At 63.5% G+C, this 17,923-nt stretch carries 16 protein-coding genes and 3 pseudogenes; 4 read left to right on the top strand and 15 right to left on the bottom strand.

The window, feature by feature from the left end:
• Positions 1–7: 7 nt before the first annotated feature.
• The 3 genes and pseudogenes from ACF0H6_RS20025 to ACF0H6_RS20015 all read right to left on the bottom strand — a co-directional run bounded on the left by ACF0H6_RS20025 (position 8) and on the right by ACF0H6_RS20015 (position 3,629).
• Positions 8–1,586: pseudogene (locus ACF0H6_RS20025) on the bottom strand (molybdopterin-dependent oxidoreductase).
• Positions 1,583–2,857: a sensor histidine kinase gene (locus tag ACF0H6_RS20020; protein WP_395251179.1), complete on the bottom strand. Its 1,275-nt coding sequence runs from the start codon at positions 2,855–2,857 to the stop codon at positions 1,583–1,585. The pseudogene ACF0H6_RS20025 and the gene ACF0H6_RS20020 overlap by 4 nt, the downstream one beginning before the upstream one ends.
• The gene (locus ACF0H6_RS20015) at positions 2,844–3,629 is read right to left on the bottom strand and encodes a response regulator transcription factor (protein ID WP_395251178.1); all 786 of its coding nucleotides are present in this window, start codon (positions 3,627–3,629) and stop codon (positions 2,844–2,846) included. Before ACF0H6_RS20015 ends, ACF0H6_RS20020 begins: the two co-directional genes overlap by 14 nt.
• Positions 3,630–3,792: 163 nt before the next feature.
• On the opposite strand from ACF0H6_RS20015, the gene moaA reads away from it, so the two are divergent.
• From moaA to ACF0H6_RS20000, 3 genes are all read left to right on the top strand, one after another.
• On the top strand, positions 3,793–4,923 hold the full coding sequence (gene moaA, locus ACF0H6_RS20010) for a GTP 3',8-cyclase MoaA (protein ID WP_395251177.1): 1,131 nt from the start codon (positions 3,793–3,795) through the stop codon (positions 4,921–4,923).
• Between the two features lie 3 nt (positions 4,924–4,926).
• Complete coding sequence (locus tag ACF0H6_RS20005) at positions 4,927–5,193, top strand: MoaD/ThiS family protein (protein ID WP_395251176.1); 267 nt, start codon at positions 4,927–4,929, stop codon at positions 5,191–5,193.
• A gap of 79 nt (positions 5,194–5,272) precedes the next feature.
• Positions 5,273–5,566: a hypothetical protein gene (locus ACF0H6_RS20000; RefSeq protein WP_395251175.1), complete on the top strand. Its 294-nt coding sequence runs from the start codon at positions 5,273–5,275 to the stop codon at positions 5,564–5,566.
• A gap of 30 nt (positions 5,567–5,596) precedes the next feature.
• Here ACF0H6_RS20000 and ACF0H6_RS19995 read toward each other — a convergent pair whose 3' ends face one another.
• The 11 genes and pseudogenes from ACF0H6_RS19995 to ACF0H6_RS19945 form a co-directional block, all read right to left on the bottom strand.
• Positions 5,597–6,058, bottom strand: coding sequence for a DUF1579 family protein (locus tag ACF0H6_RS19995; protein WP_395251174.1), 462 nt, complete (start codon positions 6,056–6,058; stop codon positions 5,597–5,599).
• A gap of 157 nt (positions 6,059–6,215) precedes the next feature.
• Positions 6,216–7,560 (bottom strand): annotated as a pseudogene (locus ACF0H6_RS19990) (M16 family metallopeptidase).
• Positions 7,561–7,723: 163 nt separating this feature from the next.
• Positions 7,724–9,976, bottom strand: a complete 2,253-nt coding sequence (locus ACF0H6_RS19985) for a polyribonucleotide nucleotidyltransferase (RefSeq protein ID WP_395251173.1) — start codon at positions 9,974–9,976, stop codon at positions 7,724–7,726.
• Positions 9,977–10,220: 244 nt separating this feature from the next.
• A complete protein-coding gene (gene rpsO / locus ACF0H6_RS19980; protein WP_269994582.1) occupies positions 10,221–10,490 on the bottom strand; it encodes a 30S ribosomal protein S15 in 270 nt (89 codons plus the stop codon).
• A gap of 186 nt (positions 10,491–10,676) precedes the next feature.
• Positions 10,677–11,531 (bottom strand): tryptophan 2,3-dioxygenase, encoded by an 855-nt coding sequence (gene kynA / locus ACF0H6_RS19975; RefSeq protein WP_395251172.1) that lies wholly within the window; start codon positions 11,529–11,531, stop codon positions 10,677–10,679.
• A 15-nt stretch (positions 11,532–11,546) separates the two neighbouring features.
• Positions 11,547–12,530, bottom strand: a complete 984-nt coding sequence (locus ACF0H6_RS19970) for a bifunctional riboflavin kinase/FAD synthetase (RefSeq protein ID WP_395251171.1) — start codon at positions 12,528–12,530, stop codon at positions 11,547–11,549.
• A gap of 83 nt (positions 12,531–12,613) precedes the next feature.
• A complete protein-coding gene (locus tag ACF0H6_RS19965; protein WP_395251170.1) occupies positions 12,614–13,063 on the bottom strand; it encodes a hypothetical protein in 450 nt (149 codons plus the stop codon).
• Between the two features lie 2 nt (positions 13,064–13,065).
• Positions 13,066–13,419 (bottom strand): annotated as a pseudogene (locus tag ACF0H6_RS19960) (hypothetical protein).
• Between the two features lie 2 nt (positions 13,420–13,421).
• Positions 13,422–14,357: a tRNA pseudouridine(55) synthase TruB gene (gene truB / locus ACF0H6_RS19955; protein WP_395251169.1), complete on the bottom strand. Its 936-nt coding sequence runs from the start codon at positions 14,355–14,357 to the stop codon at positions 13,422–13,424.
• A 253-nt stretch (positions 14,358–14,610) separates the two neighbouring features.
• Positions 14,611–15,831, bottom strand: coding sequence for an MFS transporter (locus tag ACF0H6_RS19950; RefSeq protein WP_395251168.1), 1,221 nt, complete (start codon positions 15,829–15,831; stop codon positions 14,611–14,613).
• A gap of 78 nt (positions 15,832–15,909) precedes the next feature.
• Positions 15,910–16,062: a hypothetical protein gene (locus ACF0H6_RS19945; protein ID WP_395251167.1), complete on the bottom strand. Its 153-nt coding sequence runs from the start codon at positions 16,060–16,062 to the stop codon at positions 15,910–15,912.
• Positions 16,063–16,237: 175 nt separating this feature from the next.
• On the opposite strand from ACF0H6_RS19945, the gene ACF0H6_RS19940 reads away from it, so the two are divergent.
• Positions 16,238–17,392: a pyridoxal phosphate-dependent aminotransferase gene (locus ACF0H6_RS19940; RefSeq protein ID WP_395251372.1), complete on the top strand. Its 1,155-nt coding sequence runs from the start codon at positions 16,238–16,240 to the stop codon at positions 17,390–17,392.
• 34 nt (positions 17,393–17,426) lie between these two features.
• Here the strand turns inward: ACF0H6_RS19940 and ACF0H6_RS19935 are convergent, their stop codons facing one another.
• Positions 17,427–17,909 carry a nucleoside deaminase gene (locus tag ACF0H6_RS19935; RefSeq protein WP_395251166.1) on the bottom strand — a complete coding sequence of 161 codons (483 nt, stop codon included), beginning with the start codon at positions 17,907–17,909 and terminating at the stop codon, positions 17,427–17,429.
• Between the last annotated feature and the right edge of the window lie 14 nt (positions 17,910–17,923).

The following is a 17,923-nucleotide window of genomic DNA, read 5'->3' as shown; positions in this document are numbered from 1 at the left end:
CCTAGTGTCAGTTAGCGGTGACGCGGATGGTGTGGAATCCTGTGGCGCCGTCTGGAGCCACGGGAGCCCTGGGCTTCGGGCTGGGGCGTGCCGGTGGCATCGGTGGCGCGGACCTGGATCTCATGGTCGCCAGCACCCAGATCGAGGCCGAGCTGCCACTGGTACCAGGTGTCCGTGGAAATCCCCGGAGCGAGTTTGGCTTCCTGCCACTTGCCGCGATTAACCCTGAGCTCCACGCGGGAGACACCCCGATGTTGAGCCCAGGCGACGCCGCCGAACTGGACGGTTCCGGCCTTGACCGAGCGGCCGTCCCGGGGCACGTCGATGCGCGACTGTGTCTTGATGGGGCCGTGATCGCTCCAACCACGCGGAACCCAGTAGCCCTGATCGTCTGCAAAACGGGTGACTTTCAGTTCCGTCAGCCACTTGGTGGCCGAAACATATCCATAGAGCCCGGGAACGATCATCCGGACGGGGAAGCCGTGTTCCAGCGGCAATGGCTCTCCGTTCATGCCGACGGCCAGCATCGCATCCCGGTTGTCTGTGAGGGCTTCGAGGGGTGTTCCTGCGGTCCAGCCATCGGCGCTGCGGGACAGCACCATGTCCGCGCCGGACTTGGGTCCGGCCATGGCGAGGAGCTCGCGGACAGGCCAACCCAGCCAGAGCGCATTGCCGATCAGGTTTCCGCCGACTTCGTTTGACACGCAGGCAATTGTCACGTGGCGGGCGATCATCGGTTTGGACAGCAGGGTGGCGAAATCCATGGTGATTTCGCGGTCCACCAGACCGGTCACTTTGAGGGTCCACTCCGGCGGATTCACGGCTGGTGGGATGAGCGCGGTATCGATCCGATAGAAGTCGGAATTCGGGGTAACGAGCGGTTGCAGCCCCGCCAAGGCGAGAGCGGCGCCGTCGGGCACTTTTTGTGGCGGTGTCACTGGGGTGGGCAGGGTAATCCCGCGGCGGAAATCCGAGACCACCGTCCCCGCCCTCCGCACCACTGTGGTCACGATCCCGGCAGCCACTGCTGCGATCGCCGTTCCACCCAGTAATTGAACAAAGCTTCGGCGGGCCAACGGCATGTCGGCCGCTGCGGGTGCCGGGCGCCAGGTTTCGAGCCGTTGGATCAGGAGGCGGAGGAAGAGCATGGTGATGATGGTGGCCACGACCGGCGCGACGGCAGCAGTGGGTGCCGATTGGGCACGGGTCACCACTGCCGCCAGTCCGGCTGCACCGGCGATCAAGGCGAGCAGCAGTCCTGCTCCTTTTCGCCGATACTCCAGGAGCCCCGCGGCCGCGGCAAGGATCACGGTTACCACGGCGATGCTGGCGATGAGGGCGAGCTTATCGGCCGTGCCGAAAAGACTGACGGCCAGCTCCTTGGCCCATCCCGGTACCGCGTCGATCACCACCCCACCGAGGGCGGTGACCGGAGATACGGACGGGCTGAGGAAACCGGCCAACAACTCTCCGGCCGCCACTCCGAGCCCGCTGGCCACCACGCCGCATAGCGCAGCCCAACGGATCGCCGTCCGCGCAGTGGTCTTTTTCGAAGCGGTGCTCTTTTTCGAAGCGGTGGTGCTCATGTTGTGCCTGCCTGTTTAGTGCTCGTTGCCGGAATTGGCTCCGCAGGAGCTGTCTCTGCCGGAAATGCGCCGGTCTCTGCCGGAAATGCCGTTGCTTCTAGTGCGCCCGCGGGGAGGCGGAGGGTGAAACGGCAGCCCTCCCCCACATTCGCGACGGTGACTTTGCCGCCGTGGGCCTTGACGATGCCTGCCACCATGCTGAGCCCTACGCCTGCCCCGCTGTACCGCGGCGGCCCGCCCTCGAACTGTCTTCCCGCACCCCGTGAGCGGTCCTTTTGCCAGCCGGTTTCAAAGACATGGTCCAGGTCTTCATCGTCAATGCCGCCGCAGCTGTCCACGACGTCGACGACGGCGTCGCTGCCTTCGCGTCCGACGCTCACCCGGACGCCGCCGCCGGGCCGGCTGTAGATGATCGCGTTCAGCAGCACGTTGCGGATAGCCCTTCCCAGGCTTGGCCCGTCCGCGACTGCCATGCACTCCCGGTCACCGCCGCCGTCGAGCCGGATGCCGCGCTGGGCGGCGAGCGGAGAAAGGTCCGCGATGGCGTCGCTCACCAAGTCGTAGAGGTCCAGGGCTTCCGCACTCATCCGGAGCGTTCCCGCCTGGATTTTGGACAGTTCCAAGAGATCATTCACCATGACTGCCATCTGGTCCGTCTGGCCGATGATCTTCCGGTAGTAGCCAGGGACGTCGGACGCCATGCCGTCCTCCAAGGCTTCAGCCATGGCCCGCAGGCTCGCGAGGGGCGTCCGGAGATCGTGTGAGATCCAGGAGACCAGTTCGCGGCGGGCCGTTTCGACGGCGGCTTCCCGCCGCCGCGATTCCTCCAGTTTGAGGCTGCTTGCCTCGAGTTCCTGGGCGAGCTGGGCGAGCTCGGAGTTCATGGCCGGAGCGGTTCGCCGGGAATCCCCTGGCGGCACAACTGAGCCGAACGTTTCGCCGCTCCCGAGCCGACGTGCGGCGGCCACGAGCCGGATGGCGTTGCGCGACACCCCGGCTCCAAGGACCAAAGAAATGGCAATCGCCACGGCGGAAGCCACCCCGAGGATGTACCACATGACTTCGAGATCCCGGGCGGAAATGAACATGGCGTTGAAGGCGCTCACCATGCCGGCCACGAGGACCCCCACGGTGGCCACCACGACGAGGCAGATCTGGACCAGAATCGACGCGCCGCGCAGGAAACGCAGCAAGGCGAGGGTCAAGGCGCCAATGAGCACAGCCCACAGCAGCATCCACCCAAGAATCGTGAATAGTTCAGTTGCCTCCATGTCCACCTTCTTGCGCGTCGGCGGACACGTTGTCGAGGAGCTTGTTCCGTTCCGGTGCGGAAACCTTCGCGTCGAAGCGGTAACCCACTCCCCAGACTGTCTTGAGCAGCACCGGAGTGGTGGGGTTGTCCTCGATCTTCTCGCGCAGGCGGCGGACGTGGACCGTCACCGTGGACAGGTCCCCGAAGTCCCAGCCCCACACTGCCTTGATGAGGTCTTCGCGGCTGAATACCTGGTTCGGCCGGCGGAGCAGGAATGCGAGCAAATCAAATTCGCGCACCGTAAGTGTGAGCGGCTTGCCATGGTGGAGGACGGTCCGGGAGCCAGGGTCCAGCTCGAACCCGGCAAGCTCCACAGGAGGTTCGGGGCTGAATTCCCGGATGCTCCGGCGCAAGACGGATCTGACCCTGAGAACCAGTTCGCGGGGTGAGAAGGGCTTGGTGACGTAGTCGTCCGCTCCAGTTTCAAGGCCAAGGATGCGGTCGTCTTCCGTGCCAAGGGCGGTGACCATGATGATGGGAACAGTCATGGACAGGCGCAGCCTTCTGCAGACTTCCACGCCGTCGAGTCCCGGCAGCATCCGGTCCAGGATGACAAGATCCGGCCGTCTGGCGGCCGCGAGGCTCAGGGCTGTGAAACCATCGCCCGCGAGATCCACCTGGAAGCCGGCCTGGACAAGATAGTCCCTGACGACGTCGGCGATTGTCTGTTCGTCTTCGACCAGAAGGATACGGCGGTTGCCGGGTTCGGCAGCATACGGGGCGGGCTGCATGTTCACACCTTCAGCATAGATTCGCATCGACCCCGTGGTGCGTGTTCCATGCGCTCGCGTATCAACCGTATGTATTCCGTAAGAACTCCTTCCTTTGTTCCGTCATCCGAGCAGTCCAGTGGGCGATATCACGCATCTGGCCGGCCTGGCGTAGCCTGAAGCCATGAGTGTTCAGCTAGGCATGCCATTGCCCTCTCAGGGCGATGGGACGGGAAGCAGCGTGGCTGCGCCTCCGCCGCGCCCTGCCGGAACTCCCGTCGGCCTGTTCGACCGCTACGGACGCCGCGCCACCGATATGCGACTGTCCCTGACCGACAAATGCAATCTCCGGTGCACGTATTGCATGCCCGCCGAAGGCCTCGAATGGCTGTCCAAACAGGCCGTCATGACCGCCGCTGAGATTACCCGGATCGTCCGGATCGGCGTCGAGCAACTCGGGGTCCGCGAGCTGCGCCTCACCGGCGGCGAGCCCTTGGTCCGCGCCGACCTCGTGGCGATCATCGCTGGACTTCGCAAAGCGCACCCGGACCTGCCGATCTCCATGACCACCAACGGCGTCGGGCTGGACAAGACGGCGGCAGCGCTCAAGGAAGCCGGGCTCACACGCATCAACGTCTCCCTCGATTCACTCCATGAAGAAACGTTCGCCAAGCTGACGCGGCGGCCCTTCCTGGACAAAGTACTGGCCGGAGTCGATGCGGCGTGGGCTGCGGGCCTCGGTCCGGTCAAGATCAATGCGGTCCTCATGCGGGGAATCAACGACGCCGAGTCCCCTGACCTTCTGGCCTGGGCCGTGGACCGCGGATACGAGCTGCGCTTCATCGAGCAAATGCCGCTGGATGCCGAACACGGCTGGACCCGCAGGGACATGATCACTGCAGTGGAGATCCGCGGGCTGCTTTCACGTGACTTCGTGCTCAGTCCTGACCAGCGTGAGCGGGATGGCGCACCGGCGGAACGCTTCGACGTACGACGCCGGGAATTGGCTTCCGGCGAAGCTACAGGTCCGGTGCTGGGCACCGTAGGCATCATTGCGTCGGTCACCGAACCGTTCTGCTCCGACTGCCGGCGCACAAGGATTACGGCCGAGGGCAAGATCATGAGCTGCCTGTTCTCCCGAGAGGAATTCGATCTGCTCGGTCTTCTCAGGCAGGGCGCAGGCGACGACGAACTCGCCCAGCGCTGGCAGGACGCCATGTGGATCAAACCCAAGGCCCACGGCATGGACCACACCGGTCTTGGCGCGCCGGACTTCGTCCAGCCGGACCGCAGCATGAGCGCAATCGGGGGCTAGGAATTGCTAGTACGTTACTTCGCTGCCGCACGAGCAGCGGCAGGCGTTGAAGAAGAACACCACGTTCTTCCGGAAGGAACCGGCCTGGACGGGCTCATCACCGCCTTGCTCGCCGTCGAACGTCCGGTACCTCCTGCGGGCACCCCAACCCTGGCCCGGATCATCTCCCGGAGTAGTTTCCTGCGCAACGAGGTGGCGGTCCGGGACCGTTCTGCCGCCCTCGGCGCGGACGACGTCGTCGATGTCCTTCCGCCGTTTGCCGGCGGCTGAATCTACCCGGCCCGATGGGTGGTTCCCTCAGTCCGGGGAGTCTACGCTGTGCCTATCCGGCAACAGCAAAGGATCAGTCATGTACACCCTTCAGATCGAACACACAGTGAACGACTACGCCGATTGGAAGCAGTCATTCGACGCAGATCCTGCAGATCGTGCGGGCTCCGGCGTTGTCTCCTACCGCGTCAGCAGGCCTGTGGACGATTCGCAGCGCGTCCTGATCGAGCTTGACTTCGCCGAACGGGCGCGGGCGGAATCGCTTCTGGAAACCTTGCGGACGAAGGTCTGGAGCGGATCTGGAAGGCCGGCCTCCCTGGACGGCTCTCCAGAGACGCGGATCGTCGAATCGGTGGAGGTCAGGACCCTCTGACTGCTTTGCCGCGGACGCGCCTCCGGGGACTCAGACGCGCCTACAGATTGAGATCATGAACGGGCTAAATGTCGGGGCATCGCCGAGCCTCAGGTCCGCGATGTGCGTCAGCACGCCGCTATCTACCTTGAAGGTGTGCCGTGCGGTTCCGCGAGGACTGCGCCGCTCCAGTTGCAACATGCCGTCCTGCCAATGACCGCGAGCCGGGGCTTCGGGCGGCCTGCCCATGCTGTCCACGTAGTACCACAGGGTCTCTCCGTGGTCCGGGTCAACGGTGAACACTCCGTGGCCCTCGAAATGGGTACCATCAGGCTCGATGTGCCGGTAGCTCTGCACCACGGCGTATCCTCCGGCGGCGCGTGAAAAAGTTACCTCGGCATCTGCCGTCCGGGCGGGACCCCACGGCGAAGCGGCAAGCTCGGTACTCCCCCGCCAATGCCCCAGGAACGCCTCCAGCGCAGTGTTTGCATGACTCCTCAACGGCTCGTTCATGGCGACTCCTGCGCATCGACGATGGATAGGTGACCATCATGTTCCTGATCGCGCAGGCCCGTCCACCCTCCCCCACTGAGCATGCCCCCTGTTCCAGGCAAGGAGTGGACATATCAGTGTTATGTCCAGTCCTAAGCTCCAACGCGGGACATGTCCGTCAGAGGCCGAACGTCTCCGTCTCCTCGAAGGGCCCGACGACGGTCACGGTGCGCGGGGCTGCTGCGAGCACGCGCGCGAGTTCCTGGACCTGTTCCACGGTGACGGCCTTGATGCGGTCCAGTGTCTCGTCAATGTCCTGGAACTCGCCGGAAACCAGTTCGGCACGGCCAAGGCGGGACATCCGGGAACCGGTGTCCTCCAGGGCCAGGACGATTCCGCCGCACAATTGACCCACGGCCTTGTTGAGTTCCTCGTCCGTGATCCCGTCAGCAGCGAGCTTGTCGAGCTCGGCTCCCAGGAGTTCCAGCACCTGCTTCACCTTGGACGGAGTGCAGCCGGCGTACATGCCGAAGTAGCCGGCGTCCGCATAGGCAGAGGCGAAAGAATACGTGGAATACACGAGTCCCCGCTTCTCACGGATCTCCTGGAAGAGCCGTGAGGACATCCCGCCGCCCAGAACTGCGTTCAGGACGCTCATGACGAAGCGGCGGTCATCGGTGGCGACGATCGAGGGGCAGCCCATGATGATGTTGGCTTGCTCCACGGGACGCTTGACCACATGTAGACCGGCTGTGCCTGTGATTTCCGCACGATCGGTGGAACGGCGATCCACCGGGGCCGCGTCGCCTTTCAGCTCCCAGCCGGCTGTCCGCAAGGCCTCGAGCACCAGGTTGCAAACGACGTCGTGATCCAATCCACCGGCAGCGGTGATGACGACTTCCTCAGGCCGGTAGTAGCGCTGGTAATGCTCCCACACGGAATCGCGGGACACGGCCTTGATGGCTGCCGGGGTGCCGCCGATCGGGCGTCCCAGGGGGTGGACGCCGAGTACCGCGGCCACGAACTTTTCGTGCGCGACGTCGGTGGGGTCATCGCTGTCCATGGCGATTTCCTCGAGGATCACATCGCGTTCCTGCTCAAGCTCGGCGGGATCCAGGACCGCGCCGGTAATCATGTCCGCAATGACGTCGATGGCCATGGGCAGGTCCGTGTCCAGCACGCGAGCAAAATAGCAGGTGCTTTCCTTGGCGGTGGCTGCATTGGACTCGCCGCCCACTTCATCGAAAGCAGAAGCGATTTCCAGGGCGGTCCGACGTCGGGTCCCTTTGAACAACAGGTGCTTCCAGGAAGTGGGTGGAACCGTGTTGGCCCGCCGCCTCGTCGCGGGAGCCAACGCCCACCCAGAAGCCGATGGTCGCCGAACGCTGCCCCGGCATGGCCTCAGTGAGCACGCGAACGCCCCCCGGAAGCACTGAACGCCGGACAACGGAGCCACCTTCGGCACCATGGATCAGTTCGCCGCCGGGCACGGTCTGCGCCAGAGGGAGGGGTACGACAGTCATCAAGACCTTTCAGTTCTGCGGGAAATCAAGAGTGCCAAAGCTGGCTGCAATCGTACCAGCGGGCGCATCGCCCTTGGGGCGGGATTCTGTTGTCAAAGTTTGGTGTTAACCCGGCAGGACCGGTGGACATGTCCACCGGTCCTGCCGAGTGTTGCAGGTCAGGCTACTCTGCGGATACTTCGGCCTCTTCAGCGAAAGCTTCCTCGGAGGCTGCGCCTTCTTCCTCGGCCACGACCGGGGAAAGGGAGAGCTTGCCGCGGTCATCGATCTTGGTGATCTCGACCTGGATCTTCTGGCCTACCGAGACGACGTCGTCGACGTTGTCCACGCGCTTGCCGCCTGCAATCTTGCGCAGCTCGGAGATGTGCAGCAGGCCGTCCTTGCCCGGGGTCAGCGAAACGAAGGCACCGAAGGTGGTGGTCTTGACAACCGTACCCAGGTAACGCTCACCGATTTCCGGGATCTGCGGGTTCGCAATGGCGTTGATGGCGGCGCGTGCTGCTTCTGCAGACGGACCGTTGGTGGCGCCGATGTAGACAGTGCCGTCGTCCTCGATGGAGATGTCGGCGCCGGTGTCTTCCTGGATCTGGTTGATCATCTTGCCCTTGGGGCCGATGACCTCACCGATCTTGTCAACGGGGATGTTGACGGCGATCACGCGCGGTGCGAACTCGGAGAGCTCGTCCGGGGTGTCGATGGCGGCGTTGATGACGTCCAGGATGTGCAGGCGAGCTTCGCGTGCCTGCTTCAGGGCTGCTGCCAGGACCGACGCCGGGATACCGTCAAGCTTGGTGTCCAGCTGGATGGCCGTGACGAACTCAGAGGTACCGGCAACCTTGAAGTCCATGTCGCCGAAAGCGTCTTCGGCGCCGAGGATGTCGGTCAGGGCTGCGTAGCGGGTCTGACCATCAACCTGGTCGGAAGCCAGGCCCATGGCGATTCCGGCGACGGCTGCCTTCAGCGGCACACCTGCGTTGAGCAGGGACAGCGTGGAGGCGCAAACGGAACCCATCGACGTCGAACCGTTGGAGCTGAGAGCCTCAGACACCTGGCGGATCGCGTAGGGGAATTCCTCGCGGGACGGCAGCACCGGCATGATGGCGCGCTCTGCCAATGCACCGTGGCCGATTTCGCGGCGCTTCGGGGAACCGACTCGGCCGGTCTCGCCGGTGGAGTACGGCGGGAAGTTGTAGTTGTGCATGTAGCGCTTGCGCGTTACCGGCGACAACGAGTCGATCTGCTGTTCCATCTTGAGCATGTTCAGCGTGGTGACACCCATGATCTGGGTTTCGCCGCGCTCGAAGATTGCCGAACCGTGAACGCGGGGCAGAACCTCTACCTCGGCGGTGAGCTGGCGGATGTCCGTCAGGCCACGGCCGTCGATGCGGACCTGGTCCTTGAGGATGCGCTGGCGCACAACCTGCTTGGTCAGCGAGCGGAAGGCTGCGGAGAGTTCCTTTTCGCGGCCGTCGAACTGGCCGGCGAGGGCGCCAAGGACCTCGTCCTTGAGCTCGTCGGAAGCGTTGTCGCGGTCCTGCTTGTCTGCGATCTGGAAGACGGCAGCCAGCTTGTCAGCGGCGGCGGACTCAACAGCGGCGTAAACGTCGTCCTGGTAGTCCAGGAAGACCGGGAACTCAACGGTCGGCTTGGCGGCGCGGGCAGCCAGGTCGGCCTGAGCCTCGCACAGGGCCTTGATGAACGGCTTGGCAGCCTCAAGACCCTCGGAAACAACCTCTTCGGTGGGAGCGGTAGCGCCCTGTTCCTTGATGAGGTTCCAGGAGTTGTCCGTGGCTTCGGCTTCCACCATCATGATGGCGACGTCGTCACCCGCGATGCGGCCGGCAACAACCATGTTGAAGACGGCGTTCTCGAGCTGGGAGTGCTTCGGGAAAGCAACCCATTCAGAGCCCTGTTCGTCGGCGATGAGGGCAACGCGGACGCCACCGATCGGGCCGGAGAACGGCAGTCCGGAGAGCTGGGTGGACATGGACGAAGCGTTGATGGCAACGACGTCGTAGAGCTCGTCCGGGTTGATCGCCAGGACGGTGACGACGATCTGGACTTCGTTGCGCAGGCCCTTGACGAAGGCGGGACGCAGCGGGCGGTCCATCAGGCGGCAAGCGAGGATGGCTTCGGTTGACGGACGGCCTTCACGGCGGAAGAACGAGCCCGGGATGCGGCCGGCGGCGTACATGCGCTCTTCGACGTCGACGGTCAGCGGGAAGAAGTCGAAGCCTTCACGCGGGGACTTGCCCGCGGTGGTTGCTGACAGCAGGGCAGTGTCTTCGTCGATGTAGACCATCGCTGCGCCGGCTGCCTGCTTGGCAAGGCGGCCGGTTTCGAAGCGGATAACACGCTTGCCGAAACGGCCATTGTCGATGATGGCTTCTGAGAACTGGATTTCGGGACCCTCCATTGAGAGTCACCTCCGTTTCTTGGTAGCGGAAGTCCGTCCGCATCGACCCACGCCAGCGTCTTTTCCTGGCCTGTACGACACCCGGTCATCGATCGAGACCCTCGGGCTGTGCCTTCATCACAGAAGGCTGCTCCCGGGGATCACTACCGAGGACCGCGAATGCGCGATGCGGTCGATCTTCCTAATGTAGTTGTTTTGAAGAGGGCGGCCCGGTCCGTGGTGGATCGGGCCGCCCGAAGTCAAACTAGCGGCGCAGGCCGAGGCGCTCGATGAGCGCACGGTAGCGGGCGATGTCAGTCTTCTTGAGGTAGCCCAGCATGCGCTTGCGACGACCCACCATGCCCAGCAGACCGCGCTGGGTGTGGAAGTCGTGCTTGTGCTCCTTCATGTGCTCAGTCAGATCCTTGATCCGCTGAGTCAGGACTGCAATCTGGACCTCCGGCGAACCAGTGTCGCCCTTGGACGTTGCGTATGCCTCGATGATGGACTGCTTAACAGCGGCTTCAAGTGCCACATGAACTCCTAGAGTTGTGCCGTGCGTCCCGATTCAGCGCCTCGCTGCCGGGTTGTTTGTGCCGATGAAGCACACAAAACAGGTCCAGCCGCCACGGACTGCAGCCGGATCCATCCCCCAGTTTACCGGCAGCCCGGCGAACTTGTCGAAAGCTGCCGTGTGACCCTTATCAAAGGGAAAACCCGGTCACTGCCCGATCTCGGTGCGGACGGCGAACAGCTCCGGGAAAAACGTGAGTTCGAGTGCCTTCTGAAGGAATGAAACGCCGCTCGAACCTCCGGTTCCCGTCTTCATGCCGATAGTCCGTTGCACAGTGCGCAAGTGCCTGAAGCGCCACAGTTGGAAGTTGTCCTCAAGGTCCACCAGTTCCTCGCAGGCCTCATAAGCAGCCCAGTTTTCTGCGGCATGTTCGTAGATGTGCTTGAAGAGTGGCACCAGCTCAGGGGCGAACTGGTGTGCTCGCGTGACATCACGGTCCAGGACGGAAGCCGGAACCTCGTAGCCATGACGGTGCAGGTAGGCCAGGAATTCGTCGTAGATGCTGGGCGCGTGGAGCAGCAACTCCAGCACGGCCCTCGACTCTGGGTCCGCGTCAAACACCGGCAGTATCTTCGCGTTCTTGTTGCCGAGAATGAACTCGACGGCGCGGTACTGGGCCGACTGGAATCCCGACGCGTTCCCCAGGAAGCCGCGGAACTGGGAATACTCCGTGGGCGTCAGCGTCGCCAGTACAGACCATTGCTCGGTGAGCGTCGTCTGGATGTGTTTCACCCGGGCGATCGCCTTCAAAGCCGAGCCAAGATCGTCCTCACGCAACCATGCAGCGGCACTGCGGAGCTCGTGCAGGACCAGCTTCAGCCACAGCTCCGTGGTCTGGTGCTGGATGATGAACAAGAGCTCATCGTGGTGCTCGGGTTGGCTGACCGGTTGCTGGGCGCTGAGCAGCAACGGAAGCTGAAGGTAGGAACCGTAGCTCATACGTGAGCGGAAATCCTTGACGATGCCTTCGTCGAGCGGCCGGGTGTTCTTCTCTACGCTCACGGCTCGTCCCCCCTGCTACTTGTTGATCAGGAGATCGCGGGCCTGAATAACGTCGAGGCGCATCTGGTCAACGAGGGCCTCAGGTCCGCGGTAGGCCACCATGCCGCGCAGCCGGGCCGTGAACTCCACGACGACAGTCTGTCCGTACAGGTTGAAGTCCTCCACTGATTCTTCGGGGCGGTCGATCACGTGGGCTTCCACCTGGCGGCTCACGCCGTCGAACGTGGGGTTGGAACCCACGGAAATCGCGGCGGGCCAGCGGGTTCCGGATTGGTCCACCAGCCAGCCGGCGTAGATTCCGTCCGCGGGGACATATCCGGTAGCGCCATGGTCAAGGTTTGCAGTGGGGAAGCCCAGCGCACGTCCGCGGGCGGCGCCGTGGACTACCTCGCCGCGCATCCGATGCGGGCGCCCGAGGACGGCCGCGGCGGTCTCGACGTCGCCCTCGGCGAGTGCCTCGCGCACCCAGGTGGAGGAACAGCGGCGGTCCGTACCGCCGTCGTCGTGGACTGGAAAGCCCTCAGCGCCGAACTCATTGACCACGTGGACGCCGAAGCCCAGGGCCTGGCCCAATTCCTGCATGGTACTGACGTCGCCCGAATTGCCGACCCCGAAACGGAGATCGTGGCCCACCACGACGTGTGCCGCGTGAAGCCCGTCCAGCAGGACCTTGACGACGAATTCCTCCGGCGTCATGGCCGCAAGCGTGAGGTTGTACTTCATGACGAGGACAGCGTCGACGCCCGTGCCGGCCAAGGCATCGAGTTTGTCCTGCAGCCCCATGAGGAGCTCCGGTGCGGACTCGGGCCGGTGAACCAGGGCCGGGTGGGGATCGAATGTCACGACGACGGACCGGGCACCGCGCTGCTCCGCCGTGCGCAGAAGCTGCGACAGCACTTGCTGGTGTCCGCGATGGACGCCGTCGAAGTTGCCGATGGTAACGACGCTGGGACCAAAATCCTCGGGGACCTCGGTGGGATCGTTCCAGATGTGGACCATCAACCTCGCCTTTTACTGCTGGTGTTCGCTATGCCCGGCGGCGTGTTCCGGCGCCGGATTTCTCTAAGGTTACCCGCCCGGGGTTACTCCGGAAGCCGTGCCGGGCGCCGGCGGTAAAGCCAGAGCAAGCCCAGAACCGGCAGGATCAACGGCACAAAGCCGTATCCACGGCCGAACAGGGACCAGACGGTGTCGTGCGGGAAGGCCACAGGGTCGAAAAGGCTGAGGGCACCCACCACGAGGACCCCCACCATTTCCACGAGGACCGCCACCAGGGACACCTTGAACCAGGTGCGGCCCGGCTTGGCGAGGGAGACCGTGGCCACGACGTACACCACGGCCGCGAAGGCCGAGAGGATGTGGGCCAAGGGGGCATCTGAGAACTTGGTCAGGATCTGGTACCCGGCGCGGGCCGTGGCCGAGATCGCAAAAACCGCGTAAACGGCAATCAGCAGCCGCCCGGGACCGGTGTTGCGGGTGTCCCGGTTCTTCTTTTCGGGGGTCTCAACAGTCACTTCGTGTGCTTCTTCCAATGTCAGTACCAGATCTGGTTCATGCGGGCCGCCATGACCAATGCGGTGACGCCCACGGCGCCCATGACGAAATTGCTCCAACGGGTCCGTTCCAGGATGGACGAATACACGGCCACGATGGGAAGGATGAGCGCCGTGATGATGTAGCCCCAGAATTCCCAGGCTCTCCCGCGATCTTTTCACCCGTCGCCACACGGATGATAGATCCGACGAGATAGACCAGCAGGACGAGCTCGACGGCGGCGACGGACAGGATGGTGACGTCGTTGGGGGCCTTTTTCATCAGGCCCGCCACGACGCAGATGATGGTGGACAGCAAGCCCACCACCAGGAACAGCGTAAAAGTATCCGTCCATCGCTAGAGTGCCTGCTTTTCGTTCTGCTGCTTCTCGTTATCGGGCGTGAACACCAGCACGGGCTTGGCGAAACTCCCCGCATCGGAAAGCAGGGCCACCAGTTCCCCTGACGGGGAGAACGCGGCAGTGGGGTTCTCGGCAGTGGCTGCCTCGGCCGTGCCGGCAGCGGGCCCGGCCGCGATCCTGCGGCCAAAGGAGATTTCGGTGGTTTCGGCCTCGCTTAGCTCCCGGTTGGGCATCAGCGCGCGGGCGGCGGCCGACATTTCCAGAACTTCCAGTTCCTCGGCAAGTTGCTCGAGGGTGCGGGCCTGCTCCAGGGAGTACGGTCCCACCTGGGTGCGCCGCAAAGCTGTGAGGTGACCGCCGACGCCGAGAGCCTCACCGAGGTCGCGCGCCAGCGCACGGATGTACGTGCCGGACGAACACTCCACGGTGACATCGACGTCCACTACCTTGCCGCCGTCGATCCTCCTGATGGCATGGATCTCAAAACGGTGGATGGTCACGGGACGTGCGGCGAGCTTGACCTCTTCGCCCGAACGGACACGTGCGTAGGACCGTTCGCCGTTGACCTTGATGGCGCTGACGCTGCTGGGGACCTGCTGGATCTCCCCGCTGAGCTCGACGACGCCGGCGCGGATGGCTTCCTCGGTGACCCCGGCGGCGCTGCGGCTCGCTGTGATGTCGCCTTCGGCGTCGTCCGTAATAGTGGATTCACCGAGCCGGATGGTGGCTGAGTATGTCTTGGAGGTGCCCACGATGTAGGTCAACAGCCGCGTGGCTTTGTTGATCCCGAGCACCAGAACGCCGGTGGCCATAGGGTCCAGGGTTCCTGCGTGGCCCACTTTCCGGGTACCGGCAAGCCGCCGCATCCGTCCAACCACATCGTGGCTGGTCCATCCTTGCGGCTTGTCAACGATTACCAGTCCAGAAAGCACGCCTCCCAGTATATCCGCGCCGGGGCATGGATCTTGCGGCCCATGGCTCCGTTGGCTGGCTCCACGACAAGCAGCGCACCACGGCGGGCATCGACAAACGTCCATCCATCTTCAGCTTCGGGATGGCAGGAGTGGGCACATTCTGCTGCCGCAGTTGTCAAGCGGACTAGATCTGGCGGATACCGCAAAGGCCTTGGACACCTCTGCTTTTATTGGGGAGCGGATCCGCATCGATGGGGCCTTGTTCCCGCGATCAGTCAACCCGTTCTGAGGTTTCGTGAGGCGGGCGCTCAAGGGTGTCGGTCCTGAGTGTGTTGCGTCTTCCCAGGACGGTCACGGCGGTGACGGCCATCGAGACACAGCCAATTCCGAATGCCCATGGCACCCCGAACCGATCGATAATAGCCCCAGCGCCGGCCGCCGCGGCGGCGAAGGAGCTCAGCGCTGCGGCCGATACTACGGTGAAGGCCTCAGTCCGTGTGCCTCGAGGAGCGAGCTCATCCAGTAGGCCGAAGTAGCAGACCGCTACCGGACCGATTGAGGCACCGACAAGGAAGACTGACGCCGCAAGTACGAAGAGGTCCGCCGTCAAGGCGCAGAGGAGGAGTGCGATTGCGGCGCCACCGAGGAGAACTGTCAGCCGGACCCAGGCGGACACGGCCCAGCGTCGTGCCCCGTAGATCACGGTGCCCATGAGGCTGCCCATCGAAAGTGCCCCGTACAAGAGGGGGGCGACGTTCGGGACGCCGGATCTTTCCGCAAAGGCTGCCGAGGGGACTTGCACCATGGCGGTGAGGATTCCTTGACCAAATCCTACCAGAAGAATAGTGCGGACTCCAGGCGAAGCCAGAGCTCCCAGTACGTTTCCATGCCTCCTGGCGTCTGGCTGCCAGGTCCGGGATGCCCTGCTGGCGGCGAGCATATATGCCCCGATTGTGTAGAACGCCGCTGCCGTTAGTACCGCCGCCGCCGGACTGGCGATCAGCAATAGGGCGGTGAGCAGAATGGGGGCCATGATGATCGGTGCCTCAAACAGGATCGAGGACAGGGCTGTGGCAACGTGGCGCTGGTCAGGTTCCACGAGTACCGCCCACAATGAACGAAGACATGCCCCTACCTGCGGCTGGCAGGAACCCGCTCCAAATGCTAAGAGTCCTATGACCCAGATGGCCCATCCGCCGCTCACACCGACTACGAGCAGAATAAGGAAGGACATTTGCATTGACGCAACGGGTATCAACACTCTTGGTTGTCCGAAGATGTCGATGAGGCGACCCTGGGCGGCCATCCCGACGCCGGTGCCGAGTCCCATCATTCCGACAATGATGCCGGCATTCGAGAAGCCGTTCCCATTTTGTTGAATAGTCAAAATAATCGACAATCCGAGCATTCCGATCGGCAGTGTCGCAATGGTTGTCCCGATGATCGGGATAGCGGCGCCGGGCCTCCGTATCACATCGATGTAGAGGGACACTGCTGTCCGTATGCTCCGTGCTGCCACAATGACCCCCAAACGACACTGCTTGTATATCTTGTATATGCTGCCTAGATTTCAGGGAAGTGAATGTTTGCTCGTGTTGGAGGGCATGAGCGCTTCCTCGAAGACGCTGCTTATTACTCCGTTGGCGAAGAAACCAATCGCGGTCAATGGATATTCCCCGTCATTCACAATGTCATGGATGACACCCGCCGGGATCACGACCATCGACGCACGCTGTTTGGACCCTCATGTAATTCTTGTGCCGGTCGAAGGCCATTTGTGTTGGAAAAATTTCAAACCAAAATGTGTGATTCCATCGGGGTAGTCTTCCTTAGTGGGTTCGGGCACCGCTGTAGCCGCACTCCACGACAAGGAGCGCACCGCAGCTAAGATGGCTCCCATGCCAGAGCTTGCCACGCACGTCCGCGAAGTGCCCGTGAACCAGATCCGCGAGATCACCGAGGCCGCCTGGGCGACGCCCGGGGCGATTGTCCTCAGCATCGGCGAGCCCGGTTTCGCGCTGCCCCGGCACATCCTTGAGGCGGGGATCGCATGCCTGGACAGGGACGAGACCAACTACACCCCGAATGCCGGGATCCCGGCCCTCAGGGAAGCTTTTGCCGCGCGCTTTCGCGCCCACAACAAGGTGGACATCGGCGCCGAGCGTGTGTACGTCGTGGACGGGGCCCAACAGGGGCTGCATTTCGCCATGAGCCTGCTTCTCTCCCCCGGCGACGAAATCCTGATTCCGAATCCGGGCTATCCCACTTTTGCCATGACAAGCCACTTGCTGCACGCCGTCCCCGTGGAGTATCCGCTCTACCCCGAGCACGATTTCCAGCCCCGCATCGAGGACATCGAGTCGCTGATCACGCCGGCCACCAAGGTGTTGGTCCTGAATTCGCCGTCAAACCCCCTGGGTGCGGTGATCGGCGAGGGACTGATGCGCCGACTCGTGGAACTGGCGGTCAAGCACGATCTCTGGATCATTTCGGATGAATGCTACGAAGCCTTCACGTTCGATGTTGAGCACACAAGCCCGGCCCGCTTCGACAGTGCAGTTCCCGGCGAGGCCCGGGTCTTCACGTCCCTGACCTTGTCCAAAACCTACGGACTGACCGGGCTGCGGATCGGCGCGCTCATTTGCCCTCCCGGCTTGGAGCGGAAGATGAACAACGTCATGGAGGCTATCGTTTCCTGCGTGGCTTCGCCTTCGCAGTACTCCGCGGTCGCGGCGCTGACTGGCCCGCAGGACTATGTGGACACCGCCCGGAAGCACTACCGCGCCAACCGGGACGCAGCCTCGACACTGCTGGCCGAAAAGGGCATTCCCTTCCTGGATGCCCAAGGGGCTTTCTATCTTTGGGCGGACGTCTCGCATGTAAGCGGCGGCAACGTGCGCGCCTGGGTACGCCAATTCCTCGCGGAATCCGGAGTTGCCGTGGCGCCGGGTACTGCGTTCGGTTCCATCGGCGAGGGGTGGATCAGGATCGCCTTGTGCGGGGATCACCAGCAGCTACTCGACGGCGTCAGCCGCCTTCCCGGGCGGGTTTGAGCCCCGGCAGCGTGGCTTCCAGCCACGTCGAGCCTCAGTAGACCGTCCGGTTTTTGTGCCCGCGCCAAGCATCGAACGGGGCGTCCGACGCCGGAACGTCCGCGTGCTGGACCGGCAGCAGTTCAGGCCGGACGCCGTCGAAGTATTCGTAGAACACGGCGTCGTCGAAGCCGGCACGGGCGGCGCCATGCCGGTCCGCCGCGAAGTAGACCTGCCCGATCCTGGCCCAGAGCGCGGCTGAGAGGCACAAAGGGCACGGTTCACAGCTTGAGTAGAGCACGGAGCCGCTGAGATCGAAGCTTCCAAGTTCAGATGCAGCCCGCCTGATCGCGACCACTTCGGCGTGCGCCGTGGGGTCGTTGTCCCGGGTGACCCGGTTCACGCCGTCATGGAGCCGGCCATCCGGGGTGACCACGACGGCGCCGAAAGGCCCACCGCCGTCGGCCACGTTTTGTACGGCGAGCCGGATCGCATGGTCGAGGTATTTCCCAAGTTGCTGAGCATCGTGCGCCGCCATGCTCCGATCATAGC

The organism is Arthrobacter sp. NA-172 (assembly GCF_043952055.1).
Taxonomy (GTDB): Bacteria; Actinomycetota; Actinomycetes; order Actinomycetales; family Micrococcaceae; genus Arthrobacter.
The sequence above is the reverse complement of the archived record's forward strand: the minus strand, read 5'-3'. Positions and strand labels throughout refer to the sequence as shown.